Origin of the sequence: Candidatus Symbiopectobacterium sp. NZEC127, assembly GCF_025962675.1 — a bacterium.
Classification (GTDB): Bacteria; Pseudomonadota; Gammaproteobacteria; order Enterobacterales; family Enterobacteriaceae; genus Symbiopectobacterium.
The window spans coordinates 1,436,524-1,462,932 of record NZ_JAGFPG010000001.1; the positions used below are offsets into that span (position 1 = coordinate 1,436,524).

Here is a 26,409-nt window from a genome sequence, read left to right on the forward strand (position 1 = left end):
GCCTATCTTCCTGAAACAGTGGAAAGGGCAAAATAGGTAAATTTGCCTGATAACGTATAAACGCGGCAATGGCGTAAGACGTAATGCGGAATCAAGCAGTTAGCGGGCTGCGGATGGCAGCTTGGCCGGTAAATGGAATCAGATCTGGTGACCCTTCTTCAGAAGCTGTTCCCTCAATAAATGTGCTGTTTTCCACCAGGAAATACAGGCTACCGAAATATGCGCCTCTATGCAGGCGACAACCGGGAGGTTGACGTCCCTGCGATAAGCCACGAGGCCATCGGTGAACCCGGTCATTCAGCATCTTTGTCCGTAGCTCTATCAATGATGCAAGTAAAAATAACGAGTAAGTTAAGATGAAAAGAATGTTAATTAACGCAACTCAGCAAGAAGAGTTGCGTGTTGCTTTGGTTGATGGTCAACGGCTCTACGATCTGGATATTGAAAGCCCAGGCCATGAGCAGAAAAAGGCCAATATCTATAAAGGAAAAATCACCCGCATCGAACCCAGTCTTGAAGCTGCTTTTGTCGATTACGGCGCTGAAAGACACGGTTTCCTTCCCTTAAAAGAGATCGCTCGCGAATACTTCCCCAGTAACTACTCCTCACATGGTCGTCCCAACATCAAAGATGTGTTGCGCGAAGGTCAGGAAGTGATTGTTCAGGTGGACAAAGAAGAGCGTGGCAACAAGGGTGCAGCGCTGACCACCTTTATCAGTCTGGCGGGCAGCTATCTGGTGTTGATGCCGAACAACCCGCGCGCGGGTGGCATTTCTCGTCGCATCGAAGGCGACGATCGCACCGAACTGAAAGAAGCACTGAGCTCGCTCGAACTGCCTGATGGCATGGGGCTCATCGTGCGTACCGCGGGTGTCGGCAAATCCGCCGATGCGCTTCAGTGGGATCTGGCGTTTCGTCTGAAACACTGGGATGCCATCCAAAAAGCGGCGGAAGGTCGCCCTGCTCCTTTCCTGATTCATCAGGAAAGCAATGTTATCGTGCGTGCATTCCGCGACTACCTGCGCCCGGATATCGGTGAAATTCTTATCGATAACCCCAAAATCCTCGACCTTGCCAAAGAGCATATCTCTGCCCTGGGCCGTCCGGATTTCAGCAGCAAAATCAAATTGTACAGCGGTGAAATTCCGTTGTTCAGCCACTATCAGATCGAATCGCAAATTGAATCCGCCTTCCAGCGCGAAGTGCGTTTGCCTTCTGGCGGCTCCATTGTCATCGATACCACCGAAGCGTTGACGGCGATCGATATCAACTCGGCCCGCGCAACGCGCGGCGGCGATATCGAAGAAACCGCCTTCAACACCAACCTCGAAGCGGCTGATGAAATCGCCCGCCAGTTGCGTCTGCGCGACCTCGGTGGCTTGATTGTCATCGACTTTATCGATATGACCCCGGTTCGTCACCAGCGTGAAGTGGAAAACCGACTGCGCGATGCCGTTCGTCAGGATCGTGCCCGTATTCAGATTGGTCGCATCTCCCGCTTCGGCCTGCTGGAAATGTCCCGTCAGCGGTTGAGCCCGTCGCTGGGTGAATCCAGTCATCACGTCTGCCCTCGCTGTAGCGGGACGGGTACTATCCGTGATAACGAATCCCTGTCGCTCTCTATCCTGCGTCTGATTGAAGAAGAAGCGCTGAAAGAGAACACCCGGGAAGTTCACGCTATCGTGCCGGTGCCTATCGCGTCTTATCTGCTGAATGAAAAACGCGAAGCCGTGAATGCGATTGAAAAACGTCAGGGTGGCGTGCGCGCTGTTATCGTGCCGCACGATGGCATGCAAACGCCGCACTACCATGTTATGCGCGTGCGTAAAGGCGAAGAAAAAACCACGCTCAGCTATCTGCTGCCACAGCGCCTTGATGCCGAGGCACAACAGGTTCAGGAAGAGCAATCCCTGGAGCGCAAGGTTCCTGAGCAACCGGCCCTGGCCACGTTCACCATGTCTGACCTGCCTGAATCGCCGGTAATCACACCGAAGCCGACAGTTCAAACCGCACCAGAGCAAGCCGCTGCGCCTGCAACGCCTGGGCTGTTTGGTCGTCTGTTCGGCGCGTTGAAAAACGTGTTTGCCAGCGCTGAAAGCCAACCGGAAAGCACCGACACGCAAGAGCCTGCCTCAACGGAGCAGCGTCAGGAGCGCCGTTCCGGTCGTCGTCAAGGTTCAAACAACCGTCGCGATCGTAATCAACGTGATGGTGCCCGTGACAGCCGTGATGGTCGTGATGGTCGTGATGGCAACAAGGAAAACCGTGACGGTAACCGCGAATCACGGGATGAGAACCGTCGCAACAAACGTCAGAATGCCCCAGCAGCGGTGGCGGAAACTGTCGCCCCCGTTGAAGAAGCAGTTGAAAAAGCGCCGCGTGACGATCAGCAGCGCCGTGAACAGCGCGCTGAGCGTCAACGTCGTCGTCAGGATGAAAAACGTCAAGCCCAGCAAGATGTTAAAGTCCTGAACCGTGATGAAGAAAACACGCAGGAAGAGGGTGAACAGGAGAAACCGACGCCGGTCATGCCGCGCCGTCAGCGCCGCCAGTTAACTCAGAAAGTGCGTATCATTGACGGTGACGCAGCACACGCTGATAGCCAGGTTGAAGCATCAACATTGCCTGCGCCAGTGGCAGAACACGCCCTGCCGCTGTTGACGGACGCCACGGCAAACGCTCCGGCGGAGACCGAAACCAACGCTGAGCAGGCAGATGCGGGCCGTAATGATGCCAATATGCCACGTCGCTCGCGCCGTTCACCGCGTCATCTGCGCGTGAGTGGTCAACGTCGTCGTCGCTATCGTGATGAGCGTTATCCGACACAATCACCGATGCCGTTGGCGCAGGCTTCTGCTTCGCCGGAAATGGCGTCCGGTAAAGTGTGGATCCGCTATCCGGTGGCTGCGCTGGCGCAAAACGACGAACTGTCAACCGAGCTGGCACCGGCCGTAGAAGCACCGATTGCCGCACTGCCGGTCCTCGCAGCACTTGAGGCGGAAGCACAACCTGTCGCGACACCAGTGACGGACGACGTCAGCGCACCGCCTGTAGCCGACACCTTCAGCACCGCGCCTGTCGCACCTGAACATGTCGCACAAGACACCGTCGAAGCACCGGCTACCGTTGAACCGGCCGGAGTCCCAGACGCGGTCGAGACAACAGAATCTGTTGATGTCGCTGTCACGGAAACCACCTCAGTGCCGAGCCCTGTTGTTGCAGAACAACCGGTGGTGGCACCAACGGTAAGCGCAGCAAGCGCTGAGCAGGAAGCTGTCGAAGCTGTCGAAGCTGTCGAGCAACATACCGCAGCAGCGGAGGTTTCTCTGGCAACGGAAGAAACCGCACCAGCGGTTGCTGAGGTTGAAACGGTTGAAGCGCCTGTCACCACAGCCGACGCGATTGAGACCGTTGCACCCGTTGCCGCTGTCGAGACCGCACCGCAGGTGGCAGAACCCGCTGTTCCGACCACGGTTCGTGCGGTACAGCCGTTACGCGGCGCGGCTAAACAGCAGCACGCTGCCTCCGCGCCGATGACCAAAGCGCCTGCGCCAGCCTATGAGGTGGAAGCACCGCGCCACAGCGACTGGGTACGCCCGACCACCGAGTTCGCCGGTAAAGGCAGCGCGGGGGGTCACTCTGCCGTTAATCATGCAACAGCAGCAGCGGCAAAACCCGCCTCGTTTGAGTAAATACGCCGTTCAGGCACAAAAAACCCCTCTTCGGAGGGGTTTTTTTTATATCCACATTGAAAGCACCGCCGCTTACACCAGCGCGCGCAGCGGGGTAATCACCATACCCAGCGTTTTGCCTTCCAACTCGGCCACCAGTTGCTGAAAGTGTGGGGTTGCTTCGTGCTCCGTCAACACGTCACGACTTGCCCAGCGTTCAAAAAAGACGAAGGTACCCGGCGCTTCCAATGATTCATGCAGATCGTATTGCAGGTTTCCCGCTTCGGCACGGCTGGGTGCCACTACCTTTTTCACCGCTTGTGCGACGGCATCGACGTGCTCTGGTTTGGCCTGAATAGTGGCGACAATGCGCAATTCCATATGTTGCTCCTGTTAGTTATCCCAACGGGCCTTGAATGGCCTGGCTGAGAAATTAGCGATGGGACTTACCATACGCTACTCTTTCCCTCACGTGTACCTTGCAGCGCCATGGTTAGCACAGAACGCCACTCACCTCGAATAAGGGTTCGCCAGCAACAAACGGGTGCATTCCCCGCACTTTGCGCTTATGCTTGTGTCCCGCCGTATCTGCTCGTGACATTTAGCATTTAGCCCGCTGGAGCATTTTCCATGACAACACTGTCTACCGTTTTAAAAATTCGCCGTCCTGATGACTGGCATCTTCACCTGCGCGACGATGACGTACTCGCCACCGTGTTGCCGTTTACCAGTCGTCATTTTGGTCGCGCGATTGTGATGCCCAACCTGACACCGCCAGTGACCAGCATTGCCAGTGCGCTGGCCTATCGCGAACGAATTCTTGCCGCGATCCCGGCGGGTGACAATTTTCAACCGTTGATGACCTGCTATCTGACAGACTCGTTGGACGCGAAAGAAGTCGTTTCCGGCTTCCAACAAGGGGTATTTACCGCCGCCAAGCTCTATCCGGCGAATGCGACGACTAACTCCAGTTTTGGCGTTACTGATGTCGCCAATCTCTACCCGATCCTCGAACAGATGGCAGATATCGGCATGCCGCTGCTGATTCACGGCGAAGTGACCGATCCGGCGATCGATATTTTCGACCGTGAGGCCCGTTTTATCGAATCGGTGATGGAGCCGCTGCGCAAACGCTTCCCTACGCTGAAAATCGTGTTTGAACACATCACGACCCGTGAAGCCGCGCAGTACGTGCTGGACGGCGATCGCTATCTTGGCGCTACCGTGACGCCACAACACCTGATGTTTAACCGCAACCACATGCTGGTAGGCGGGGTACGGCCTCACTTGTATTGCCTGCCGATTCTGAAACGCAATATTCATCAACAGGCACTGCGCGATGCAGTCGCCAGCGGTTCTGACCGTTTCTTCCTCGGTACGGATTCTGCCCCCCATGCACGCCACAAGAAAGAAGCAAGTTGCGGCTGTGCCGGGGTATTTAACGCGCAGGCCGCGCTCTGTGCTTATGCAACCGTATTTGAAGAGATTGGCGCACTGGATAAGTTAGAAGCGTTCTGCTCGCTTAATGGGCCCGCCTTTTATGGTTTGCCAATCAATGAGGACTGGATTGAACTGCATAAGGCTGCCACGACCTTCCCGGAAAGCATCGCGTTGGGTGATGATGCGCTGGTGCCCTTCCTTGCAGGCCAAACCCTGAACTGGCAAGTACGTTAATCTCTCCGCCAGCGCGCTGCACACTCGCGGCGCACTGGCTGTTACCGACCGTTGCATTTCACCGCCCAAATATTTATTTCAACCGTATTGCCCTCCCTCACCTTTAACTGTATAAATAACCAGTCAATTAAAGGAGAGTATCATGCGCGTAGAACTCACATTAGCCAAATCAGCCCCCTTACCCGCTGGCGCCATTGAAGCCTTGACGCACGAATTGACCCAGCGCGTACACCGCCATTATCCCGATAGTGCCATTCAGGTGCGTTACGCTGCGGCCAACAATCTGAGCGTGTTGGGCGGCAACAAGGATGATAAAGCGTTAATTTCCGAAATCCTCCAGGAAACCTGGGAGAGTGCCGACGATTGGTTTAGTGCGGAATAATCACTGGCATTAATAATCGAGACCTTCTATTTTATCCTTGTAGTCTTCACACTAGCCGGTAAATGGTCGATGACGGAGGGACATGACAATGACGGTAGAGAAACCAGAACAAGCCATGACGTTCGGCGAATTATTAGCGCTGATTGGTGACCAGCAGCATAAGATTGATGCGTTGGAACTGGCGTTTTCCTCCCTGGCATTTGCATTGGATGAAAGAACGGCACAGCTGTTGCTGCATAATTTGAAATTGGAATCACACAACGAACATCGCTCAGAACAGACCAAAAAACATCTGGCGTTGCTTATTGCCGTGTTTGAAAAACATGCTGGTATCAGCGCCGAATAGCCCGTTTTGCCCCCGCTTAACTGATATCCCCCTGAATATAGGGGATATCATATCCAGAAATTTTTCTTTGCAAAAAGAGTCAAAATAACTCACCTGTTGTACAAAAGTCACAGTATACTTAAGTTGCTCTTGTCAATAAGGAGCCGCCCAAGCCTCGTTAGTCACTCATGTTAGTAACTAGTCAATAAGGGGTATGTATGGACAGAAAAAATGAAGTTATTCAGACACATCCTCTTGTAGGATGGGATATCAGCACCGTTGACAGTTATGACGCCATGATGATCCGTTTGCATTATTTAACCACCCCAGACCAGGCACCTGCAGACGCAAACGTAGGCCGAACCTTGTGGCTTACTACCGATGTAGCACGGCAACTTATTTATATTCTTGAAGCGGGTATCGCTAAGATTGAGTCGACAGATTTTCAGCCACAAGATTTACTTAAGCACTAGTCTACCGATTTCACAGTAACCGATTATCTCTTAACGACACCGCCTGATGGCGGTGTCGTCATATTCAGCGCGCTTAAGTTTCCCGATTAGCCGCGCCCCTTAAATATCCTGTCACTGTTCACTGCTGCCGCTTTCGTCAGGCGCGGGGATACGCAACGACCCTCTAAGCCGATCGCGTGATTTATTAAAAATCTTCATGCTGGTTTCCCGTCCACGACGTCGCTCACGCTGCTGTTCCAACGGCAACGCCAACTCACTCTGGCAGGCATCGCTACAACAGCCCAGATAGGCCGCCTGACAGCGCGGACACTGAATAAACAACAAGTGACACCCTGCATTGCGGCAGTTGGTGTGGGTATCGCACGGTTCGCCACATTGATGGCAGTGGGCGATAACATCGTCGGTGATACGTTCCCCCATGCGTTCATCGAAAACAAAGTTTTTACCCCTGAATTTCACCGGTAAGCCCTGAGCCTTGGCCTGACGGGTGTATTCAATGATGCCACCTTCCACATGGTAAACATTCTTGAAGCCCTGATGGCGCATATAGGCGCTGGCCTTTTCACAGCGAATGCCGCCGGTGCAATACATCACGATATTTTTGTCCCGCGCATCAGCCAGCATTTCTGCTGCCATCGGCAATTGCTCACGGAAGGTATCGGAAGGCACTTCAAGCGCATTTTCAAAATGCCCCACTTCATATTCGTAATGATTACGCATATCGACAAACAGCGTGTCCGGATCGTCCGCCATGGCGTTAACCGCCTCGGCTTTCAGGTAGGAGCCAACATCGCTGGGATTGAAGGTCGGATCGTCGATGCCATCCGCGACAATGCGATCGCGCACTTTCATGCGCAGCACCCAAAAGGATTTTCCGTCATCATCCAGTGCCACATTCAGCCGGATGCTGTCCAATGCCGGATGCGCGCCGTACAGCGCCGCTTTAAAGTCGTCGAAGCGACTGGCGGGCACGCTTACCTGCGCATTGATACCTTCAGCCGCCACATAGACACGGCCAAATACCTCACATTGCAGAAATTGCAGGTAAAGGTTATCGCGAAACGCTTGTGCATCATCAAGCGCGAAATATTTGTAAAAGGAAACTGTGGTGCGCGGCTCGGTTTCCGCGAGCATACGCGCTTTCAGTTCCTCATTGGAAACACGGTTGTGTAACACTGGCATGGTGTACGTTCCTGTCTTCAGCGAGGGTTAACCAGATTATAACGTTACGGCGACATGTGCGTAACGCGCGGGATTATAGCCGATTGCGGCGATTACGCCAGAGGAGGTATTTGTGCGGCATGGAGAAAATCGTCGACACGGCAAAAATATCTCGGCGTATGATGGTTTATTCGCTTTTTCTCGGATAAGGAAACCACCATGAGTCGGCTATTTACCCCACTCGCGCTAGGCCCCGTCACATTGCCCAACCGCATTATCATTGCTCCCATGTGTCAGTATGCGGCCCAGAACGGTCTGGCAACCCCTTGGCATACCATGCATTTAGGTAATCTGTCCCATTCAGGCGCCGGGTTGCTGATCATTGAAGCGACAGCGGTTGTACCTGAAGGCCGTATATCTCCTCAGGATTTAGGGCTGTGGAATGATGAAACCGAGCAGGCACTCGCCACCGCAATCAACGCCGTTAAAGCCTACTCCACCATGCCACTCGGCATTCAATTGGGCCACGCCGGGCGCAAAGCCTCCACCGCAGTACCGTGGCAAGGGCGGGCTCGCGTGAGTGAACAGCAAGGAGGCTGGCAGCCTGTGGCCCCTTCGGCCCTGCCTTATGACGATAATGAAACGGCACCAACGGCGATGTCGGCCCAGCAGATCGCAGATGTCATCGCAGCCTTTGCCAATGCCGCTCAGCGCGCCGATCGCATCGGATTTGATGTGTTTGAAATCCATGCCGCACACGGCTATTTGCTGCATCAATTTCTGTCACCGTTGTCGAATGCGCGTGACGATCGCTACGGCGGGGATTTGAATAACCGTATGCGTCTGGTACTTGAGGTTTTCCGCGCGGTACGTGAGGTTATTCCCGCGCACAAAGCCGTTGGCGTGCGCATTTCCGCCACCGATGGCGTGGAAGGCGGATGGGATCTCGAGCAGTCTGTTGCGCTCAGCCACGCGCTGCACGCTGCTGGCTGCGATTTTATGCATGTCTCAAGCGGCGGGCTCTCTCCGGCACAGCGTATTCAGCCAGGACCCAACTATCAGGTCAGCTATGCTGAGCGCATCAAGCGTGAGGTGGGGATCACCACCATCGCAGTTGGTCTCATCACAGAGGCCGAGCAGGCTGAAGCGATTGTGGCGACAGGTCAGGCGGATGCTATCGGCATCGCGCGCGCTGTGCTCTATAACCCGCGCTGGCCATGGCATGCGGCCGCACGCCTAGGCGCACAAGTATCAACGCCGCCGCAATTCTGGCGTAGTGAACCGCATCACATTAAAAATCTGTTCCAACATTGAGTATTCCCCCTCCCAGCCTCAAACGGGAGGGGTCTCTTCAGCACAGACATCCCACCAAAGGTTAAACATCATTATTCTTCGATGCTAAGATAAAAGATGGATATTGATCATTGGGGTATTCCACATAGCCTTATGCAGGGTTAGCCTTCCAGTGCCGGAATGCTTTCCCGCATCATTATTACGATTGATGATGCACCGCACCACATTAGACACTATCACCTGGTGTGACTGACTTCTTTTAACAGCAAGCGCGTATAACTGCGCCTGCATTTTTTGATACTGGAACTCATGACACAACTCCCATCATTCACGCGTTCATTATTACACCCTCGTTACTGGCTGACCTGGCTGGGGATCGCCACCCTCTATCTTGCCGTCTTACTGCCTTACCCGGTTATCTATCGTCTCGGCACCGCGCTAGGCCGTATCGCCATGCGCGTGATGAAGCACCGCGTGCACATTGCCGATCGCAATCTGGCACTCTGTTTTCCTGAGATGACCGAGCACGCGCGCGCCGCGTTGTTGCGTAAAAACTTTGAATCCGTGGGCATGGGGCTTTTAGAAACCGGCATGGCCTGGTTTTGGCCAGACTGGCGCATCGCACGCTGGTTCACCGTCACTGGCCTTGAGCATCTGCGACCGCTGCGCGCAGAAAAGCGTGGCGTACTGTTAATTGGCTTGCACTTTCTTACGCTGGAACTGGGGGCACGTATTTTCGGCATGCATAACCCAGGGATCGGCGTTTACCGACCCAATGACAATAAACTGATTGACTGGTTGCAAACCTGGGGCCGCATGCGCTCAAACAAGACCATGTTGGATCGCAAAGATCTCAAGGGCATGATCCGCGCCCTCAAGCAGGGGGAGATTATTTGGTATGCCCCCGACCATGACTATGGTCCGCGCAGCAGCGTGTTTGTTCCCTTTTTTGCCATGGAGAACGCAGCCACCACCAGCGGGAGTTATTTGTTGGCAAAAGTGGCCAAACCCGCCATTGTGCCGTTTGTCCCTCGGCGGAGAGAGGGTGGAAAAGGCTATGAATTGATCATCCAGCCCGCCGAATTTAGCGTACCGTTAGAGGATGAAACCACAACAGCCGCCTGGATGAACACGCTGGTAGAACAGAATGTGCTGCTGGCCCCCGATCAATATATGTGGCTACATCGCCGCTTTAAGACGCGTCCAGAAGGCGAACCTGCGCTGTATTAAATCGCCAGACATTACCGGCAGTGCAATAAAAAAACAGCGGCATAGCCGCTGTTTTTTATGGGTAAAACACGCCGTTACGGTAAAACCGTCAGGACTCCAACGCGCGGTAGCGCTGATGCCAGGCGGCAAACTGCTGCGGGTTGTGCCACACCGCATAGTGCAACCGGGAGATCGTTACGGGATCGCTCAGCAGCACCAGACGTTGATTGTCGCTCAGCGCATCCAGATCCTGTTTCAACGCATCCGCCACGCGCTGGGCTCGGCCCTGCTCAACCGCACGGCTAAAGCCATGACGCGCCGTTGCCATTGCACTCGCCAACGCATTGAGCGAAGGATCGAAGACAGCCTGCACGAAACCATTTTCCAATTTACGCGCACGGTTGGCACGGAAATAGGTGTCCGTCGCCACCAGCTCGCGCGGCGGCTCGTACTCTTCCGGAATCAATAGCAGATTAGCACGCTTGCACGCCAACCCAATCGAGGCACGGCTTGACATCACCGACACGAATGGCGACAGGATAAGCGAGAAAACGATCGGCGACAGCCACCACAGGAAGCGCAAATCCAGCCAGGCCATGCCAATGGCCCAGACCAGACCCAACACCAGTTGCGAGCCGTGACGCGCAAAGGCTTCGCTCCACGGCGTGGCATCATCATCACGCTGCGGTGATTTCCACTGCACAGACCATCCCAGGAAGGCACTGACCACGAAAACGGTGTGGAACAACATACGCACCGGGGCCAGCAATACCGAAAACAGCATCTCCAGCAGCAGCGACAGGAAAACGCGCACGGCACCACCGTAAGGCTTCGCCCCCTTGGCCCATACCAGAATCACGCTCAGTAATTTTGGCAGGAACAGCAGCACCAACGTGGTCGAGAACAAGGCAATCGCCAATTCAGGACGCCATTGAGGCCATACAGGGAACAGCTGACGCGGTTGAAGGAAGTATTGCGGCTCCATCAGCGTATGCACCACTTGCAGTGCCGTTGACAGTACCAGGAACATGAACCACAGCGGCGCGGAAAGGTAAGACATTACCCCGGTCAGGAACACGGCACGGTGTACCGGGTGCATCCCTTTCACCAGGAACAACCGGAAGTTCATCAGGTTACCGTGACACCAGCGGCGATCGCGCTTAAGTTCATCGAGCAGGTTGGGCGGCAGTTCCTCATAGGAGCCGGGCAGATCGTAGGCAATCCATACTCCCCAGCCCGCACGGCGCATCAGTGCTGCTTCAACAAAGTCATGGGATAAAATCGCGCCCGCAAACGAGCCTTCACCGGGCAGCGGTGCCAGCGCACAGTGCTCGATAAACGGTTTCACGCGGATGATGGCGTTATGGCCCCAGTAGTGCGACTCGCCCAGTTGCCAGAAATGCAGGCCGGCGGTAAACAACGGCCCGTACACGCGTGTCGCAAACTGCTGGCAGCGTGCATACAGGGTATCCATCCCGGAGGCTTTGGGAGACGACTGGATAATCCCGGCATTGGGGTTGGCTTCCATCAGACGCACCAATTGCGTCAGACATTCACCGCTCATCACGCTGTCGGCATCCAATATCACCATGTAGCTGTATTGGCTGCCCCAACGGCGGCAGAAATCATCGATGTTACCGCTCTTACGTTTCACGCGACGGCGACGTCGGCGATAGAAGATACGGCCAAACCCATCCACTTCACGGCACAGGTCCATCCAGGCTTTCTGCTCTGCAACGCATTTGTCCGGGTCGTTACTGTCACTCAAGACATACAGATCGAAGTGATCGAGCTGTCCAGTGGCCGCTACCGATTCGTAGGTTGCCCGTAATCCGGCGAACACGCGTTCAACGTCTTCGTTACAGATGGGCATGATCAACGCCGTTCTGTGCTCGGGGTTGAGTGGCTCATCCCCTACCGTCGTCGACGAAATACTGTATTTGTCCTTGCCGATCAGCAGTTGTAAAAAGCCCATCAGCGCAGTCCAAAAACCGGCCGAGACCCAACAGAACAACACGGCAAACAGCACCAAAATACCGCTTTGCAGGATATAAGGCAGAACCTGCATAAAGGAGCGCAGGAAAGGCTGATTCACCATCGCGAACGGATCGATCAGCGCCCATCCCTGATAAGGCAAAATGGTTTTCATGTACCAGGTGGCGATTGCCGTTTGGAACAATGTCAGGATAAGCAGGGTGTAACGGCGCAGCGTACCCACCATTCTCCAGCGATTCTCGGCAATCTTCTCTTCCGGGCTGGCATGAGGACGGCTCGGTGCCGGGGAGCGCCCCAGCATACTTTCCCACCAGCGCACCAGTGGGTTGGTGCGCCACATATCAGGAAACATCGACGCACGTTTGATCGTGGGCATCGCCTGTAAGGCGGCGCGCCCTTCTTTGTCAGCAGCCACCGGTTTAACCGCCGTCGCCGTATCGGGCCAGGCGGCATCCAGACGCGCCTTAACGGATTGCAGCGGCGAATCATCTTCCGTCAGCAGCGTCGCAGGGGATTCCCCCTGCGCCAGAGCCCGATGTATGGCAGAGGGATTTTCACGCTCAGCCTGAGGCAACGCATGCTGCAACGCCTCCGCCGCTTGCGCGGACAGAGGCAATTTCCCGATATAATCAGGGCTCGAGATTAACTTATTCATTGGCAGGTAGCTGATAGCTCCAGGTTTCCGATAACAGCGTTTCGCCGTTCACCAACGCAGCGCGCAGCTCGGTTGGCTGTTTAGGATCTTTCACACGCAGACGCAGTGTCAAACGCCAGCCGCGCGTTACCGGATTATAGCGAACATTGTTCTCAACGATTTCACCGTTGTCGCCAATGCTGACTTGAGAGGTCACAGGCGTCGCCTCTTCCATCTCTTTCATCATCGGACCGGCAAAATCGACCAGGAACGCAACGGTGCCATCCGGTTGGCGAATCAGGTTAGACTGTTTCACATCCCCGGTGGAACGCATGGTGCGCTGAACGTAGGCCAATTCAGGTGAATGCAATTGCTCTTCGTCACGCGTGAAATGCAGGCGATAGCCCACTTCCAGCGGCTTGCCGATTTCAGGCAGCACTTCCGGCGTCCAGAACGCAACGATGTTATCGTTGGTTTCATCGGCTGTCGGAATTTCCACCAGTTCGACTTTCCCTTTACCCCACTCGCCCTTGGTTTCAACCCAGCCGCTGGGGCGCAGATCGTAACGGTCATCCAGATCTTCATAGCTGGAGAAGTCACGCCCACGTTGCAGCAGACCGAAGCCTTTCGGGTTTTCAATCGAATAGGTGCTGACCGACAGGTGTTTCGGGTTATTCAGCGGACGCCAAATCCACTCACCGTTGCCCGCGTGAATAGATAAGCCGTTGGAGTCGTGCAGCGCTCCACGGTAGTTCAGCGTCGGTGAAGGCTGGTTCGGCCCAAACAGGAACATACTGGTCAACGGTGCCAGCCCCAGTTTGCCTACGCGAGCGCGCAGGAACACTTTGGCCTGAACGTCAACCACGCTGTCGCGTCCTGGGTAAATGACAAAACGGTATGCGCCCGTGGCACGCGGTGAATCGAGCAGCGCGTAGACCAGCAGGTGCTTGTCATTGGGTTTTGGACGTTCGATCCAAAACTCGCGGAAGCGCGGGAACTCTTCCCCGGAGGGTAATGCCGTGTCAATCGCCAGACCGCGAGCAGAAAGGCCGTAAGTCTGCCCCTTGCCAATCACACGGAAATAGCTGGCACCCAGCATGCTGACAATCTCGTCATCCTTGCCAAGCTTATTGATGGGATACAGGATTTTGAAGCCTGCAAAACCGAGATTCTTCACGACCTCTGCATCGTGATTCACCGTACCGAAATCGAAATATTCCGGTGAATAGGCGATCTCGTTAACCTCAGTGGCCGTCACTTCGTTGATTCTCACCGGCGTGTCAAAATACATGCCCTGATGATAGAACTGAATGCGAAACGGCGTTTGCAGGTTATTCCAGTATGACTTCTCCTGGTTAAAACGAATCTGCTGATAATCAGCAAATTTCATATCGCGGAACTGGGCGGGAAGATTGCTCTTCTGCGCTTCATAGCCTTTAGCTGCCAGTTTTTCAGCTTGCGCCGCCACATCATCCAGCGAGAATGCCCAGGCAGGCAACGCAGTGAAAGACAACACAATCGCTGCGGACAGCCAGCGCAGATTCGCCACTCGACGTTCAACCCCAAAATTATTAACCAGCACAGCTCCCCCTGTTCGTGTGCTTAAATCAACTAAAATCCATATTAATGGATAAGTTAACCTTCCGACAACTTGATAAAAGCCCGGTTCATCATGATAGGTCAGCGTTTAAACAACGCAAACTGCAACCCCGATAAATTTCTGTAAAAAATCGAAAATTAGAGTGGATACTCCGTCACCGGTCAGCCGTTGGCAACCCCTTGGGGTTATTTATGCCATCGACGTGATGCTTACCTACAATTCTACCTGTTGCACTGTTAGCAAAACACCCTATTTATGCTGTGGTTGCAGAGAAAACATGCTTCTTTTGTTAACACGGTTACCATGAAGTTTCCTCATGCGCGTTTTTTCAAGAATAATCCGAACATTTACGCGCTAGCGCATTAAAAAACTCGGTTGCAACACGGATTGCACCCGTTGGTAACAAAATCGCGTTAAATCAGGTACAGTAGGATGACATATTCAAGCCTGTCCACCTACTTGCATCGACGCTGACTGATTCTCACATGAACACATTGCGCCACAATAAAATCGCCACCACGCTAAGCCTCTTCGCGTTGCTGCTGATTTTTATCGCGCCAATCGTTTCACAGGCGTTAATGCGGCATGATTATACTCCGCCCGCTCATACTCAGCACCATCATTCTCATAGCAAACCGGCAACACCGTCACCGATGTCATCCGGCGTAACCATGGAGCACGACGCTTGTGGTTACTGCGGGCTGTTATCTCATCACCCGGCGCTGTTTCCTGAAAACTCACCGCCGGTTGCTCCACGGTTCGTCCCTCAGTTACCCGCAAATGAACAACGTCCACGGCACAAGATTGCCACCGCGTTTTATCGCGCCCATTCGCCTCGCGCACCGCCGACAGTCATATAACACAACCCTAAGCACAAAAATTTGATATTGGATAACGTCCTGTCACAAGACGACGTCTCCTTTTCCTTTATTTTCTTCTTGTTACGACGACAAGGGCTCCCATGCTATGGATACCGTAAACGCTGAAAAAAAGCCCCTCTCTGCGGCGGTAATGGCGCTTTTCTTACGCTTGCATTTCTATATCGGTCTGTTCGTTGGGCCATTTATCTTTGTTGCTGCTCTGACCGGCACGCTGTATGTGCTGACACCACAGATTGAAGAACGTCTGTATACCCAGCAACTGCATGTTGATGTGTCCGGCGCGGCGCAACCGCTCGCCGCACAGATAGCCGCCGCGCAGGCTGCACTGGCTGAGCTGCCCGCAGCCCAATGGCTGGCGATACGCCCTGCGCCCACGCCGCGCGACACCAGCCGTGTGCTGTTTCGCCTCCCTGATTTCGCTCCTTCTGAATACCTCGCCGTGTTTGTTAATCCGAGCACGCTGGCGATACAGGGTCAGCTCAAGGTGTATGGCACATCAGGAATATTGCCGTTGCGAACCTGGCTCGATCGTTTGCATCAGGGGTTGTTTCTCGGTTCCGTTGGCCGCCTTTATAGCGAACTGGCCGCCTCATGGCTGTGGATCGCCGCACTCGGCGGCGTCTATCTGTGGTGGAGAACGCGTATGCCTTCGCGAGTCGCGCCTCGCCGTAAATTGCCGCTCGCAGCCCGCTTGCGCTCTGTGCACAGCACGCTGGGGCTTACGTTACTCGTCGGGATGCTGTTTTTCTCCGCCACCGGGCTGACCTGGTCACAATGGGCGGGCAATAATATCGGCGTATGGCGCAACGCATTGGGTTGGCAAACCCCAGCACTGAATACCGCGCTTATCCACCATCCCGCCACAGCCGCACCGGACGCCCATGCCGAACACCGCGGCGAGGCCATGGTTCATCACTCCGCACCGCCATTGGTATTAGATAACGCCGATAGTGTATTGGCGATAGCACGGCAAGCGGGGATCAGCGCAAATAAACTGGAGATCCGCCCGGCAAAAACTGCACATAACGCCTGGACCGTGACTGAAATTGAGCGGAGGTGGCCGACGCAGGCCGATATGGTTGCCATTAATCCCGACAGCGGTGCTGTCGTCGATTACGTCAGATTCGCCGATTACCCTTTTGCAGCCAAACTGACGCGCTGGGGGATCGATGCCCATATGGGCGTATTGTTCGGATTGCCGAATCAATTGATTCTGGCGGCGTTCGGCCTGGGGCTGTGCGCCCTGATTGCGTGGGGATACCGCCTGTGGTGGCTGCGTCGGCAGCGCCCTGGCGGCCAACCACACCCGGCTAACACCCTTTTCGCCGCGTTCACCGCATTGCCGCTCGCGGTACGCGTACTGGCAGGCAGCATCGCGCTGCTACTGGGCGGGTGTTTACCGGTCATGGGCGGCAGCCTGTTGATATTCTTGTTGATAGACATCGTGCGGTGGCGACGTTATCAAGCAATACAAAACGCGGATGCGCTGCCGCACACAACGCAGTGATTGCTCACGAAGGGAATAACCCGGCTCTGCCGAGGGTGCAGAGCCGGGAGAACCTTATGCGCCGGATATCAAGCGAAGGGTGCCTTGATGCGCTACCGGGTCCTCGTGGTAGCTGCCCAGTTTGAAAATGCTGACCGTGCTGGTCAGCGCCTGAGCTTGCTCTTGCAAAGACAATGCCGCAGCAGCAGATTCTTCAACCAGCGCCGCATTTTGCTGGGTGGTGGTGTCTATCTGCCCCACGGCCAGGTTGATCTGATTAACGCCATCGCTCTGTTCACGGCTTGCCTGAGCAATTTCGGTGACGATGCCGTTAACCCCTTCAACGTTAGTGACCAGTGTTTGCATGGAAACGGCGGTTTTCTCCACCAGAACCATCCCCTGGCGCACCTTTTCTACGGAGCCATCAATCAGCTCTTTAATTTCTTTCGCTGCTGTCGCGCTGCGCTGTGCCAGCGCGCGAACCTCGCTCGCCACCACGGCAAAACCACGTCCCTGCTCGCCAGCACGCGCCGCTTCAACGGCCGCGTTCAGCGCCAGGATATTGGTTTGAAAAGCAATGCTGTCAATCACGCCAATGATTTCCGCCATCCGCTGTGAGGATTCACGAATGCCACGCATTTCGTTGGTGACATCATTCATCAACTCACCGCTCTCGCGCACCGTTTCCGAGCCTTGGGCAGCAAGCTGTGTCGCTTCCGTGGTGTTATCTGCGGTGTTTTTAATGGTTGCCGTCAATTGCTCCATTGAGGAGGCCGTTTGCTCCAGCGAACTGGCCTGCTCTTCCGTACGCGCTGACAGGTCCTGATTGCCTGCAGCGATCTGGCCTGCGGCACTGGATATACTTTCCGCCCCATCCCGCACCTGGCTGACAATATGGCGCAGGCTGTCATTCATATTCCTCAGCGCCTGTAGCAATAAACCGGTTTCATCCTGGCGCGTGACAAGAATATCCGAAGAGAGATCCCCAGTCGACACGCGCTCAGCAATGGACAGGGCCTCGTTAATCGGATGAGTGACACTGCGTGTGATAGCGGCAGCCACAATCACGCTCAGCAAAATGGCGGCGAGGATCATGCCCACCAGTAACAAGCGAGTGTTAGTATAGCTTTGCGCCACCTGTTGCTGTGAGACAGACATCTGATCATCACGGTGGTCAATAAATGCGCTAATGGCAGCTTTGTAGGCCTGAATGCTTTTCTCTGTTGCCGTTATAAACTCGTTGCGTGCAGCAGAGGTATCACCGGCGTTGATAAACCCAGAGAATTTGGTGCTGGAGGTATGAAAATCCCCACGGGCCCGATTAATATCCTGTAATATCTCCTGTGAGCGCGTGTCATTGGCGGATTTACGTAGCTCTTCCATCAGGGCTGAAACAGTAACCGTTCGCTGCTTCATCGACTCCATCTCTTTTTTGATATCCTGCTCTGATGTCGTCAACAATACGCGTTGTTGGCTAAGTGCATAACCATTAAGTTCACCAATCAGTTGGTTCCCCTTTACCGTAAGCGGATAGTCACTCGCCACAATTTTATCTATCTGAGTGTTAAAATCGGCCAGTCGTCCCAATGACACCACGCCAACGACCAACAGCATTAATACCAGGAGTGCAAACCCTATTCCTAGACGATATCCAATACGCCAATTTGACAGATTCATATAAATTCCTTTATTCATCTTTACTATAAACGTTGCGGCATGATTGCTGGCCGTTTCGTTCAACAGAAGTCTATTCACTGAATAGCGGCATGCGCTATTTATCCCTGTAGATTTGACATCAACACATTGCATCAACCAAAGGATGGCGACACACATGCGAGATAATCGAATATGTTAGCTGCGCGAGTGCGGCATTAAATCTTGCATGAAACCCGTTCATTGGAACAATCCTTGTCATTGTTTAATACGCCGCACCATCAATAAAAAACCAATAAAATTCATTAAGATAAACACAAATCAACTTTCTGATAATTACGAAAAAAACCATACTCTCATCCCGGGTATGGCTGTATTCACGCAAATCCAGAGACTTATGTTCAACGGCATATTATACGATTTCTTTACTGATTGAATGAAATTTATATGTCTATTTTTATTTACAAAAGCCACATACCACCATAATCGATCATTATGCACATATTTATCTGTATTCAAGGTAAATTATAGTCGCTGGCCGTGCAGATTTAGCCTTAACAAATTTAAAACATTTTTGAGTAAATAACCGGGGAGGCTTCCCCATAGCAAACAGGATAATCAGAAAACCGATAGACGCTAATGCGCACATTGCTCCCTTGCCTTTAAGCAGGGGAGCAATATTATTGATATGTTAATCACAACCATCTTAAAATATCGACGTCATTGCAGAACAGCAGTTTTGTGCATTTCATTGAAATGTAATTCGCACTCTACTCGGGCATTAGGGAGATAATTTGATTTTAATAATTTAAAAGGAACGGTTATTTCCCAACCTGGTATTTTTTCACCCAGTTCAACACGGATATCCGATAAATAAATAACAGCGAAATAGCCACCGCGGCGTTCATTTTTGAAAATCTCGTAACGATAAAACAGATTGTCATCCTGATGCTGAAAAATGAGTGTTTCTTTTAATATACCCAGTAACATCTTCTCCCCTCCCAGTGCCTGAACTTTTTTCATTTCATCGGCAAGGACAGGAAAAACCTTAAAACAAGGCATCAAAAATACGACACCGATCGCTATAGAAAAAAGAAAACCTCACCGTCATCAGCAATACGGTGAGGTTTCATTTGGCAACATCACTTTTTCTTGGAGGCGCCTTTGCTTTTATCTTTGATCAACTGTCTGATTTTTTTCAATTCTTTTTGGCTTAATGGTTGCTCAACAACCTCTTCGGTATGCTGGTTATCCACATCCGCCTGTTCAGCGTCGACACTATCCTTAGCGACGATATCAAAACTTTTCGCCAATCGCGCTGCCACTTCTGCGCTAATCGAAACCTCATTTTCCAAGGCAGCCGCTTTGATTTGCTCTTTCAACTCTTGGGGGATCTTTAAGGATAAACTGGATATCTCACTCATTTTCTTACCTTTCTTTAAGAGATAAAAGGACACGTTATGTTAGTCGTATGATAAAGTCTAGCATGACACAAAAATTTAATATTTCTGTCATGGAAAATACACCACGTTATGCAGTCTCAGTCACTTATCTATTTTGACACCGCAGCACGACTTTCATGATACACCGAGCAATCATGGCAGCATCGCAGGTCTGCGAGCTGAATTATGGCGAAAATAGATGACAATAATAATTATTGGTGAGTCAATTATTTTACTTACAATGGAGAGAAGGTAAATGACTTGCGATCGGTGCCACAACATCAGGCTTAACGCGTTGATCATAATATATTAACACATTAGAATAGCGCGCCGCCACGAAAAGGAACCTGCTGTGTCACACCACGCCGTCTGGGAATTTATCAAGCATGCCTACTTGTTGGGAGCCATCATTGCGATGGTGATAACCTTTTTGCTAAGCCGAGATAAATCCCTGTTGATGCGTTTTCTGGCCTCGCTACTGATCGGGCTGACCTGGCCACTCAGCTTTCCCCTGGTATTACTGTTTTCACTGATGTAGCGGCGCGTCCTGACTGACAACGCCGCACAACAGCAATACACTATCTCACGACCAGTACCGTCGTCGTTGCATGACGAACGATGGCCGCTGCGTTAGAGCCGAGCAGATAGGTTTTCACATTGGGTCTGCGTGAGCCGACCACGATCAAATCCGCACCAATCTCCTGCGCTAGTTGCAAGGTCTCGTCACGTGGGGAACCGAAGCTTACGCTATAGTGCAAACGCTCAGCCGGAAGGCCGGTCGTTGCCACCAGCGCTTTAAGCACCTCGTTTGCTTTGACTACGGCTTGATTCTCAAACTCTTTGATACCAAATGAGTAGGCAGACATGAAGGCCGAGGCATCGGGCAAGGCATGAAACAGGTGAAGTGTCGCACCCGACGCCTTTGCCAACTGCACCGCATGTTGCAAGGCATTTTGCGTTAATGCCTCTTCTTCCAGATCGATGGGGACCAGTATCGTCGTATACATAGCAGCTCCTTATTGCAGATTTCCGCTTAAGAAAAGCATATCCCACCCCCGTATGATGTAAAATAACGCTTTATAAATCTGTGAGGTAGGTATTCTATGGACGATCTTTTCTTGCGATTGTCTCGCTCTGCATTTCGACAACGTTTTACTCTCGGGCCGAAAGAGTGTAGCTATCTGAATCAAAAGGGCGTCGATGTCATCAAGCAACATGCTGCTGATTTCATTGCCCAACGTTTAGCGCCCACCGAACCGCGCAACGATGGCAAACAAACCCCAATGCGTGGCCATCCGGTATTTATTGCACAGCATGCCACGGCAACCTGCTGCCGGGGATGTTTAGCAAAATGGCATGGCATTGCCGCCCACCGCGCACTTAGCCAACATGAACAAGACTATATCGTAGCCGTCGTGATGACATGGCTAAAACGGGAAATCGCCCAGCGAGGGCCGACGGCACAGGGATAACAGAGGTGTACCGCCAAATGGCACAACGCGTGGCAACGATTTACCCCGTAGCAAGTCCCAGCAACGCGAGCTATAACATGGCCTTGATACCATCAGGAAACACGGTCAGCGCATCACTCAGTACGGCCGTCTGATCAATCCAACGCAGCACGAGCGGCATGCCATTAGACTCCATCCCGTGCACCACATCCTGCTGATAAAAGGCCTTATCGGCAAACTGGCCTTCAAAAACAAAGACTATTTCGTGCCCCGGTTTTCCGTTGTATTCGAAAATATTCTCGGATACGCCCAACAATGTCAAACCGATGGCATCAGCGCCAATCTCTTCTTTGACTTCACGTATGGCCGCCGCCACCGACGTCTCACCAAAATCAACGCCGCCACCGATGGGTAACAAATAATGTGAGTCCTTGACCGGATCGTGCCCTTCCGCTAACAGCACTCGCCCTTGGTGGCGAAAAAGGCAGACCGCTTTCGCTCTTATCTTACTCATAATTAATGCTTCCTTAAGAAAAAGGGCCGAGAAGATTACCTGAGGGAGTGAAAGCAAATTGAGATCGCGGTCAAAGAATGAGCCCACTATTTTTAATTTCGTGCATTCTCCTGTAACGCGGCAAAAAGTGGCGATTATTTAAAGCCCGTTTAGGGTCTATATCTTAGAATTGTCGTTGACATTTAGTCAGGCTGTATTTACCGCAGAGGATTGTCTATCGAATTACTTAACTCAAGGAGTTTTACTATGTTGGCAAACGAAAATGTATTTATCAGCGTACTCGCTGTTATCGTGGCGGTAGGCTTTATTATCGCTTTCTTTAGCCCTAAATGGGATGACTGATGAACACTGATCCCCCCAATCGATGACTCCTCTCGTGCCATAATGGCGGAGAGGAGGCATGCTTTAATTAGCCACCTAACGATACCGATTGCTCGTCCCCTTACTTAAACACCTCAACGTTTATCTCAATCCACCAAAACTGTGCGGCTATCCGGCAATTTAGCCACAATTATCGCCTCTACCCTCTGAATGGAATCCCTGAAAAAGTAGCATTATCGTATTCCTTCACTTTGTTCAGGAAAATACGAATGTCCATCATTGAAACATTGGCTACACGCACCTCTTTGACATCATCCGCATCACGCCTGGTTGCATCGCAAGGAAGTGCTTTCGATGTTGAGTTAAAAAAAGCGGTAGCTAAAGAACACCCCGCTCAACAAGAAAATGCTGTCAGTGCTCTACCAAAACAAGCCTCTCAACAGTCTGCTGCTGCACAGGAATTGCAAGAATGGCTTGAGATGTCTCCCGAGGAGCGACTCTTTTTCACGGTTCTTGCCTCAATGGGGATCTCCAAAGAAGAGTTTGAGGCCATGTCGCCCGAAGACCAGAGCCGAATCACTCACAAGGTACAAGAAAGCATTAAAGAGAAGGTAAAGGAAGGTCTGCAAACGCAGATCGCCTGAATACGCTGGCGGCGTAAATATGGCCACCTGACAACAATACAGGTGGCATAATATCAACCGCTTTAAGCATGATATTCAGTCATCGTGCCCACCGGGTTCCATCGTCCAAATGATGCTAGCGGCAAAGTTCCTTGGAAAAATCAGCACTCCCTCTCCCACTGACACACCGCTGGCTGATATCTTTACTGTCTATTTTCCAGGTATCATCCACCTTTGATAACTGATAGATATAACGCATTGCCGCCACTGAATCATCAGTGGGAATATCTTCCTCGATGGTCACTGTTACACGCTCGGGAGACTCAACGGAGTCACCGGATACCGTCTGCTTGATCAGTAACATAGAGGGAATTTCCTGAAACCCCTCCCCTCTGTCTTGCAAAGCGATAATTAGCGGCACTGATCGATCAGCCTGCACACTATTGTTGCTCTTGTCGCCGTGTTCCGCCTGTTGCGCATCGCACCCTGATAATAGCCCCATCGTTAATACCGCTATCGTTTTAAATAATTGCATGACACCACCTGAATTTTTATGTGTATAACCGTTAATTCAAAATAAGCAGCGATCATGTCACAGGCAATATTTCGTTCTTTAGGAATATGATGAGTTTCTGTCAAAAAACGGAAGCTGTTTTGTTGTCATTTAGGTTTTGATAGCGGCTTGGCAATCTCCGCCGTCTGCATCAGGAGAGGGGAGAATCAGAGCGAGTAATGATAAAGCAGATAAAGTACCAACAAAAAAGTCCCTGTTAGGGGACTTTGATGCTGCATCTTATGCAGGATAAAACCGAAGACATGTTGATAACGCATCGATTCTATTGAATGAGTGGCGGAGGAGGTGAGATTCGAACTCACGGAGCTGTTACACTCGGCGGTTTTCAAGACCGCTGCCTTAAACCACTCGGCCACCCCTCCACAACGAAGCGAACTATAAACACAGCCCGACAAGTTGTAAAGCCTGATAATGTTCAACTGCGCTAAAAATAACCTATTTAGCGTCAACTGAACGTAATATCATCATAATGCTTATAAAATTAGCATCTCACAGCGTAAAGAAGGGTAAAACGTCTTTAATAACCCTGTGCAACTATCTATGCTGATATCCTGAGTCATAATAATCATTTAACAGAGAGAGTCGCTGCCATGGATCGTATTGTTGTCTCTTCCAGACAGGAAAGCTCACTGCTCAGCACGCACAAGGTGCTGCGTAACACGTATTTCCTTTTATCGCTTACGCTGGGTTTTTCCGCACTTACCGCAACCGTTAGCACCGCGCTAAACCTCCCTGCGCCTGGCTTGTTACTGATGCTGGTAGGGTTTTACGGACTGATGTTTTTGACCCACAAACTCGCTAACAGTCCCGCAGGCATTCTGGCGGCGTTTGCGCTCACCGGATTTATGGGGTACACGCTGGGCCCGATTCTAAGCTCACTGATTGCTGCGGGTGCTTCTGACATTATCATGCTCGCCTTGGGTGGCACGGCCTTGGTCTTTTTCTGCTGTTCTGCCTATGTGCTGACAACGCGCAAAGACATGTCATTCCTGTCCGGAATGATGATGGCAGGATTCGTTGTTCTGATCGTCGGTGTGATTGCCAATCTGTTCCTGCAACTCCCTGCGTTGCATCTTGCGCTGAGCGGCTTGTTCATTCTGTTCTCTGCCGGTGCCATCCTCTGGGAAACCAGCAACATCATTCACGGTGGTGAAACGAATTATATTCGCGCCACGGTTAGTCTGTACGTTTCCATTTATAACCTGTTCGTGAGCTTGTTGAGCATTTTAGGCATCATGCGCAACAACTAACCGGATTGAGGCTTATGCCGTTGTCATTCCACTGATGGAACAGGCCTGAGTTTGGCATCTTTGCCGCTCGGGCCTTTTTATTACCCCGACTACCCCATTCTTCCGACCAAATTTCTTTGCTACACTTCGCTTAAAACCGGGGTCACGAGGCACTATGTTGGAGTTTGAAGGGCGTTTTATAGAAACGGATGCACAAGGATACTTGCTTAACAGCGCTGATTGGCGTGAATCTCTCGCACCGCTGCTGGCAGAGCAGGAAGATATCGCGTTAACCGATGCGCATTGGGAAGTGGTGCGCTTTGTTCGCCACTTCTATCTGGAGTTCAATACCTCCCCGGCGATTCGTATGCTGGTAAAAGCGATGGCACAAAAGTACGGTGAAGAAAAAGGCAATAGCCGCTATCTGTATCGACTCTTTCCCAAAGGCCCAGCCAAGCAGGCAACCAAAATTGCAGGGTTACCCAAGCCGGTAAAATGTATCTGATGCTCGGCTAATAGCGGATTGAAAAACCAGTGTAATCCATCATCGCGCGGGGTTCGACAAGAACGCGCTCAACACGAGCACTGCTCGGCCCACCCGCTTTTAGCCAAGAGATAAGTTGTTCAACCTGATGCGGTTCACCACAGGCGACCACTTCCACACTGCCATCCTCACAATTTCTGGCATAACCTGTCAGACCCAGCTGTCGGGCCTGATGTTGTGTGTGATAACGAAAACCAACGCCTTGCACCACGCCATATACATAGGCTGTCACACCATGTTCAGTCATCTAAACGCCTCCTCAATCATCAATCGGCAGGCACCTTTATTTCCTGCACAGTGATGCAATATGCATCATACTATTAACAGTAAAATAACCTCGTTCCAGTAGCAAATACGCTACGTCGACTTTCAACAGGCGACTTGAAATCTGGGCGTTCACTCCCATATAGCAGTAAGGTTACAGAGTCAGATCATCTCAGGAGGCATTATGATTATCTGTAAATTTGGTATTGGAGAACAGATTCGTCATAAAATGCTGGGATACCCTGGTGTCGTGATTGATATCGATCCCGAATATTCGCTGGTAAGCCCGGCGTGGGAGGAACTGGATGCCCACGATACGCTTCGTTCTGCACCTTGGTATCATGTCGTGATGGAAGATGAACAAGGGGAAGCCATTCATACTTATCTGGCAGAAGCCCAGTTAGTGCAAGAAGCGCCAGATGACGACAGGCATTCTTCTCTGGATGAGCTTGCCAAAGAGATTAAGCAGCGAGCGCCTCGCTTACATCATTAATACCGGCCATGACGGCCGGCATTAGGTGCAGGCCTCTTACCTGGCAAGGCCCAAGCGCGGAATCTCAATTTTGGGGCAACGATCCATCACAACGTCAAGTCCAGCATCTTTTGCTAACACCGCTGCCTGCTCGTTAATGACACCAATCTGTAGCCACAGCACTTTTGCGCCAATGGCGATGGCTTCTTTAGCCACCTCGTAAGCCGCCTCCGGCTGGCGAAATACATCTACCATATCCACCTTGCCGGGAATATCTGCAAGTGACGCATACACCCGTTGACCATGGAGTTCCTGCCCTGCCAATTTAGGGCTGACGGGGATCACGGTATATCCTTGCTCCAATAAATAAGCCATCACACCATAGCTGGGACGAGAGACTTTTTCACTGGCACCGACCAACGCAATCGTTTTTACCTTCTCCAACACCGATTTAATCTCTGCATCCTTCATTGTTATTACCTCGTATCGCATGGGCTCTTTTACAGTGTACACCACCGCGCCGACTTATTTTTGTCTT

Annotated in this window: 28 protein-coding genes and 1 tRNA gene; 16 read left to right on the top strand and 13 right to left on the bottom strand. The window is 52.1% G+C overall.

Annotated elements, in window-relative coordinates:
- Positions 1-356 precede the first annotated feature (356 nt).
- Entirely contained in the window at positions 357-3,692 is a 3,336-nt protein-coding gene (gene rne / locus J5069_RS06555; RefSeq protein WP_264643077.1) for a ribonuclease E, read from the top strand.
- 72 nt (positions 3,693-3,764) lie between these two features.
- On the opposite strand, the gene J5069_RS06560 is transcribed toward rne, so the two are convergent.
- Positions 3,765-4,052 (bottom strand): putative quinol monooxygenase, encoded by a 288-nt coding sequence (locus J5069_RS06560; protein WP_264643078.1) that lies wholly within the window; start codon positions 4,050-4,052, stop codon positions 3,765-3,767.
- 249 nt (positions 4,053-4,301) lie between these two features.
- On the opposite strand from J5069_RS06560, the gene pyrC reads away from it, so the two are divergent.
- From pyrC to bssS, 4 genes are all read left to right on the top strand, one after another.
- On the top strand, positions 4,302-5,345 hold the full coding sequence (pyrC, locus tag J5069_RS06565; protein ID WP_264643079.1) for a dihydroorotase: 1,044 nt from the start codon (positions 4,302-4,304) through the stop codon (positions 5,343-5,345).
- Between the two features lie 142 nt (positions 5,346-5,487).
- Positions 5,488-5,727, top strand: a complete 240-nt coding sequence (gene dinI, locus J5069_RS06570; RefSeq protein WP_264624041.1) for a DNA damage-inducible protein I — start codon at positions 5,488-5,490, stop codon at positions 5,725-5,727.
- Positions 5,728-5,815: 88 nt separating this feature from the next.
- Positions 5,816-6,073, top strand: coding sequence for a hypothetical protein (locus J5069_RS06575; protein WP_264643752.1), 258 nt, complete (start codon positions 5,816-5,818; stop codon positions 6,071-6,073).
- Between the two features lie 197 nt (positions 6,074-6,270).
- Positions 6,271-6,525: a biofilm formation regulator BssS gene (gene bssS / locus J5069_RS06580; RefSeq protein WP_264624042.1), complete on the top strand. Its 255-nt coding sequence runs from the start codon at positions 6,271-6,273 to the stop codon at positions 6,523-6,525.
- Between the two features lie 111 nt (positions 6,526-6,636).
- Here the strand turns inward: bssS and J5069_RS06585 are convergent, their stop codons facing one another.
- Entirely contained in the window at positions 6,637-7,707 is a 1,071-nt protein-coding gene (locus J5069_RS06585; RefSeq protein ID WP_264643080.1) for a rhodanese-related sulfurtransferase, read from the bottom strand.
- A gap of 198 nt (positions 7,708-7,905) precedes the next feature.
- On the opposite strand from J5069_RS06585, the gene J5069_RS06590 reads away from it, so the two are divergent.
- Entirely contained in the window at positions 7,906-9,000 is a 1,095-nt protein-coding gene (locus J5069_RS06590; protein ID WP_264643081.1) for an NADH:flavin oxidoreductase/NADH oxidase, read from the top strand.
- Between the two features lie 288 nt (positions 9,001-9,288).
- Positions 9,289-10,209 carry a Kdo(2)-lipid IV(A) acyltransferase gene (locus J5069_RS06595; protein WP_264643082.1) on the top strand — a complete coding sequence of 307 codons (921 nt, stop codon included), beginning with the start codon at positions 9,289-9,291 and terminating at the stop codon, positions 10,207-10,209.
- Between the two features lie 88 nt (positions 10,210-10,297).
- On the opposite strand, the gene mdoH is transcribed toward J5069_RS06595, so the two are convergent.
- The gene (gene mdoH / locus J5069_RS06600; RefSeq protein ID WP_264643083.1) at positions 10,298-12,838 is read right to left on the bottom strand and encodes a glucans biosynthesis glucosyltransferase MdoH; all 2,541 of its coding nucleotides are present in this window, start codon (positions 12,836-12,838) and stop codon (positions 10,298-10,300) included.
- The gene (locus J5069_RS06605; protein WP_264643753.1) at positions 12,831-14,366 is read right to left on the bottom strand and encodes a glucan biosynthesis protein G; all 1,536 of its coding nucleotides are present in this window, start codon (positions 14,364-14,366) and stop codon (positions 12,831-12,833) included. Before J5069_RS06605 ends, mdoH begins: the two co-directional genes overlap by 8 nt.
- Positions 14,367-14,902: 536 nt before the next feature.
- On the opposite strand from J5069_RS06605, the gene J5069_RS06610 reads away from it, so the two are divergent.
- The gene (locus J5069_RS06610) at positions 14,903-15,277 is read left to right on the top strand and encodes a DUF2946 domain-containing protein (protein ID WP_264643084.1); all 375 of its coding nucleotides are present in this window, start codon (positions 14,903-14,905) and stop codon (positions 15,275-15,277) included.
- Between the two features lie 106 nt (positions 15,278-15,383).
- Positions 15,384-16,805, top strand: a complete 1,422-nt coding sequence (locus J5069_RS06615; RefSeq protein ID WP_264643085.1) for a PepSY-associated TM helix domain-containing protein — start codon at positions 15,384-15,386, stop codon at positions 16,803-16,805.
- A gap of 54 nt (positions 16,806-16,859) precedes the next feature.
- On the opposite strand, the gene J5069_RS06620 is transcribed toward J5069_RS06615, so the two are convergent.
- From J5069_RS06620 to J5069_RS06630, 3 genes are all read right to left on the bottom strand, one after another.
- On the bottom strand, positions 16,860-18,461 hold the full coding sequence (locus J5069_RS06620) for a methyl-accepting chemotaxis protein (RefSeq protein WP_264643086.1): 1,602 nt from the start codon (positions 18,459-18,461) through the stop codon (positions 16,860-16,862).
- 696 nt (positions 18,462-19,157) lie between these two features.
- A complete protein-coding gene (locus J5069_RS06625) occupies positions 19,158-19,499 on the bottom strand; it encodes a hypothetical protein (protein WP_264643087.1) in 342 nt (113 codons plus the stop codon).
- 80 nt (positions 19,500-19,579) lie between these two features.
- A complete protein-coding gene (locus tag J5069_RS06630) occupies positions 19,580-19,861 on the bottom strand; it encodes an Arc family DNA-binding protein (protein WP_264643088.1) in 282 nt (93 codons plus the stop codon).
- 370 nt (positions 19,862-20,231) lie between these two features.
- Between J5069_RS06630 and J5069_RS06635 the strand changes: the two genes are divergently transcribed.
- The gene (locus J5069_RS06635) at positions 20,232-20,417 is read left to right on the top strand and encodes a GhoT/OrtT family toxin (RefSeq protein ID WP_264643089.1); all 186 of its coding nucleotides are present in this window, start codon (positions 20,232-20,234) and stop codon (positions 20,415-20,417) included.
- Between the two features lie 40 nt (positions 20,418-20,457).
- Here the strand turns inward: J5069_RS06635 and J5069_RS06640 are convergent, their stop codons facing one another.
- Entirely contained in the window at positions 20,458-20,886 is a 429-nt protein-coding gene (locus J5069_RS06640) for a universal stress protein (protein WP_264643090.1), read from the bottom strand.
- A 96-nt stretch (positions 20,887-20,982) separates the two neighbouring features.
- Between J5069_RS06640 and J5069_RS06645 the strand changes: the two genes are divergently transcribed.
- Positions 20,983-21,351 carry a DUF4186 domain-containing protein gene (locus J5069_RS06645; protein WP_264643091.1) on the top strand — a complete coding sequence of 123 codons (369 nt, stop codon included), beginning with the start codon at positions 20,983-20,985 and terminating at the stop codon, positions 21,349-21,351.
- 70 nt (positions 21,352-21,421) lie between these two features.
- Here J5069_RS06645 and J5069_RS06650 read toward each other — a convergent pair whose 3' ends face one another.
- Complete coding sequence (locus J5069_RS06650) at positions 21,422-21,844, bottom strand: NUDIX hydrolase (protein ID WP_264643092.1); 423 nt, start codon at positions 21,842-21,844, stop codon at positions 21,422-21,424.
- 246 nt (positions 21,845-22,090) lie between these two features.
- On the opposite strand from J5069_RS06650, the gene mgtS reads away from it, so the two are divergent.
- Together mgtS and J5069_RS06660 are read left to right on the top strand one after the other, a co-directional pair.
- The gene (mgtS, locus tag J5069_RS06655; RefSeq protein ID WP_195312406.1) at positions 22,091-22,186 is read left to right on the top strand and encodes a protein MgtS; all 96 of its coding nucleotides are present in this window, start codon (positions 22,091-22,093) and stop codon (positions 22,184-22,186) included.
- A gap of 248 nt (positions 22,187-22,434) precedes the next feature.
- Entirely contained in the window at positions 22,435-22,809 is a 375-nt protein-coding gene (locus J5069_RS06660; protein ID WP_264643093.1) for a hypothetical protein, read from the top strand.
- A 115-nt stretch (positions 22,810-22,924) separates the two neighbouring features.
- Here J5069_RS06660 and J5069_RS06665 read toward each other — a convergent pair whose 3' ends face one another.
- Together J5069_RS06665 and J5069_RS06670 are read right to left on the bottom strand one after the other, a co-directional pair.
- Positions 22,925-23,323: a hypothetical protein gene (locus J5069_RS06665; RefSeq protein WP_264643094.1), complete on the bottom strand. Its 399-nt coding sequence runs from the start codon at positions 23,321-23,323 to the stop codon at positions 22,925-22,927.
- Positions 23,324-23,636: 313 nt separating this feature from the next.
- A tRNA-Ser gene (locus J5069_RS06670) sits at positions 23,637-23,724 on the bottom strand.
- A gap of 228 nt (positions 23,725-23,952) precedes the next feature.
- Here J5069_RS06670 and yccA point away from each other — a divergent pair.
- A complete protein-coding gene (gene yccA / locus J5069_RS06675) occupies positions 23,953-24,612 on the top strand; it encodes an FtsH protease modulator YccA (RefSeq protein WP_264643095.1) in 660 nt (219 codons plus the stop codon).
- Between the two features lie 154 nt (positions 24,613-24,766).
- Positions 24,767-25,096 (top strand): sulfurtransferase TusE, encoded by a 330-nt coding sequence (tusE, locus tag J5069_RS06680; protein WP_264643096.1) that lies wholly within the window; start codon positions 24,767-24,769, stop codon positions 25,094-25,096.
- A 7-nt stretch (positions 25,097-25,103) separates the two neighbouring features.
- On the opposite strand, the gene yccX is transcribed toward tusE, so the two are convergent.
- On the bottom strand, positions 25,104-25,382 hold the full coding sequence (yccX, locus tag J5069_RS06685) for an acylphosphatase (RefSeq protein WP_264643097.1): 279 nt from the start codon (positions 25,380-25,382) through the stop codon (positions 25,104-25,106).
- A gap of 201 nt (positions 25,383-25,583) precedes the next feature.
- Here yccX and hspQ point away from each other — a divergent pair, with 201 nt between their 5' ends.
- Positions 25,584-25,892 (top strand): heat shock protein HspQ, encoded by a 309-nt coding sequence (hspQ, locus tag J5069_RS06690; protein WP_264643098.1) that lies wholly within the window; start codon positions 25,584-25,586, stop codon positions 25,890-25,892.
- A 36-nt stretch (positions 25,893-25,928) separates the two neighbouring features.
- On the opposite strand, the gene J5069_RS06695 is transcribed toward hspQ, so the two are convergent.
- Positions 25,929-26,342, bottom strand: coding sequence for a CoA-binding protein (locus tag J5069_RS06695; RefSeq protein WP_264643099.1), 414 nt, complete (start codon positions 26,340-26,342; stop codon positions 25,929-25,931).
- Positions 26,343-26,409: the final 67 nt, after the last annotated feature.

Coding starts and splice junctions, on each gene's coding strand:
- J5069_RS06585 (WP_264643080.1), bottom strand. CDS start 7,707: ATGCCAGTGTTACACAACCGTGTTTCCAATGAGGAACTGAAAGCGCGT.
- J5069_RS06650 (WP_264643092.1), bottom strand. CDS start 21,844: ATGAGTAAGATAAGAGCGAAAGCGGTCTGCCTTTTTCGCCACCAAGGG.
- J5069_RS06610 (WP_264643084.1), top strand. CDS start 14,903: ATGAACACATTGCGCCACAATAAAATCGCCACCACGCTAAGCCTCTTC.
- tusE (WP_264643096.1), top strand. CDS start 24,767: ATGTTGGAGTTTGAAGGGCGTTTTATAGAAACGGATGCACAAGGATAC.
- bssS (WP_264624042.1), top strand. CDS start 6,271: ATGGACAGAAAAAATGAAGTTATTCAGACACATCCTCTTGTAGGATGG.
- J5069_RS06575 (WP_264643752.1), top strand. CDS start 5,816: ATGACGGTAGAGAAACCAGAACAAGCCATGACGTTCGGCGAATTATTA.
- mdoH (WP_264643083.1), bottom strand. CDS start 12,838: ATGAATAAGTTAATCTCGAGCCCTGATTATATCGGGAAATTGCCTCTG.
- yccX (WP_264643097.1), bottom strand. CDS start 25,382: ATGACTGAACATGGTGTGACAGCCTATGTATATGGCGTGGTGCAAGGC.
- J5069_RS06620 (WP_264643086.1), bottom strand. CDS start 18,461: ATGAATCTGTCAAATTGGCGTATTGGATATCGTCTAGGAATAGGGTTT.
- J5069_RS06630 (WP_264643088.1), bottom strand. CDS start 19,861: ATGAGTGAGATATCCAGTTTATCCTTAAAGATCCCCCAAGAGTTGAAA.
- J5069_RS06665 (WP_264643094.1), bottom strand. CDS start 23,323: ATGCAATTATTTAAAACGATAGCGGTATTAACGATGGGGCTATTATCA.
- J5069_RS06625 (WP_264643087.1), bottom strand. CDS start 19,499: ATGCCTTGTTTTAAGGTTTTTCCTGTCCTTGCCGATGAAATGAAAAAA.
- J5069_RS06595 (WP_264643082.1), top strand. CDS start 9,289: ATGACACAACTCCCATCATTCACGCGTTCATTATTACACCCTCGTTAC.
- J5069_RS06660 (WP_264643093.1), top strand. CDS start 22,435: ATGTCCATCATTGAAACATTGGCTACACGCACCTCTTTGACATCATCC.
- mgtS (WP_195312406.1), top strand. CDS start 22,091: ATGTTGGCAAACGAAAATGTATTTATCAGCGTACTCGCTGTTATCGTG.
- hspQ (WP_264643098.1), top strand. CDS start 25,584: ATGATTATCTGTAAATTTGGTATTGGAGAACAGATTCGTCATAAAATG.
- J5069_RS06645 (WP_264643091.1), top strand. CDS start 20,983: ATGGACGATCTTTTCTTGCGATTGTCTCGCTCTGCATTTCGACAACGT.
- J5069_RS06615 (WP_264643085.1), top strand. CDS start 15,384: ATGGATACCGTAAACGCTGAAAAAAAGCCCCTCTCTGCGGCGGTAATG.
- J5069_RS06640 (WP_264643090.1), bottom strand. CDS start 20,886: ATGTATACGACGATACTGGTCCCCATCGATCTGGAAGAAGAGGCATTA.
- rne (WP_264643077.1), top strand. CDS start 357: ATGAAAAGAATGTTAATTAACGCAACTCAGCAAGAAGAGTTGCGTGTT.
- pyrC (WP_264643079.1), top strand. CDS start 4,302: ATGACAACACTGTCTACCGTTTTAAAAATTCGCCGTCCTGATGACTGG.
- dinI (WP_264624041.1), top strand. CDS start 5,488: ATGCGCGTAGAACTCACATTAGCCAAATCAGCCCCCTTACCCGCTGGC.
- J5069_RS06695 (WP_264643099.1), bottom strand. CDS start 26,342: ATGAAGGATGCAGAGATTAAATCGGTGTTGGAGAAGGTAAAAACGATT.
- J5069_RS06590 (WP_264643081.1), top strand. CDS start 7,906: ATGAGTCGGCTATTTACCCCACTCGCGCTAGGCCCCGTCACATTGCCC.
- J5069_RS06560 (WP_264643078.1), bottom strand. CDS start 4,052: ATGGAATTGCGCATTGTCGCCACTATTCAGGCCAAACCAGAGCACGTC.
- yccA (WP_264643095.1), top strand. CDS start 23,953: ATGGATCGTATTGTTGTCTCTTCCAGACAGGAAAGCTCACTGCTCAGC.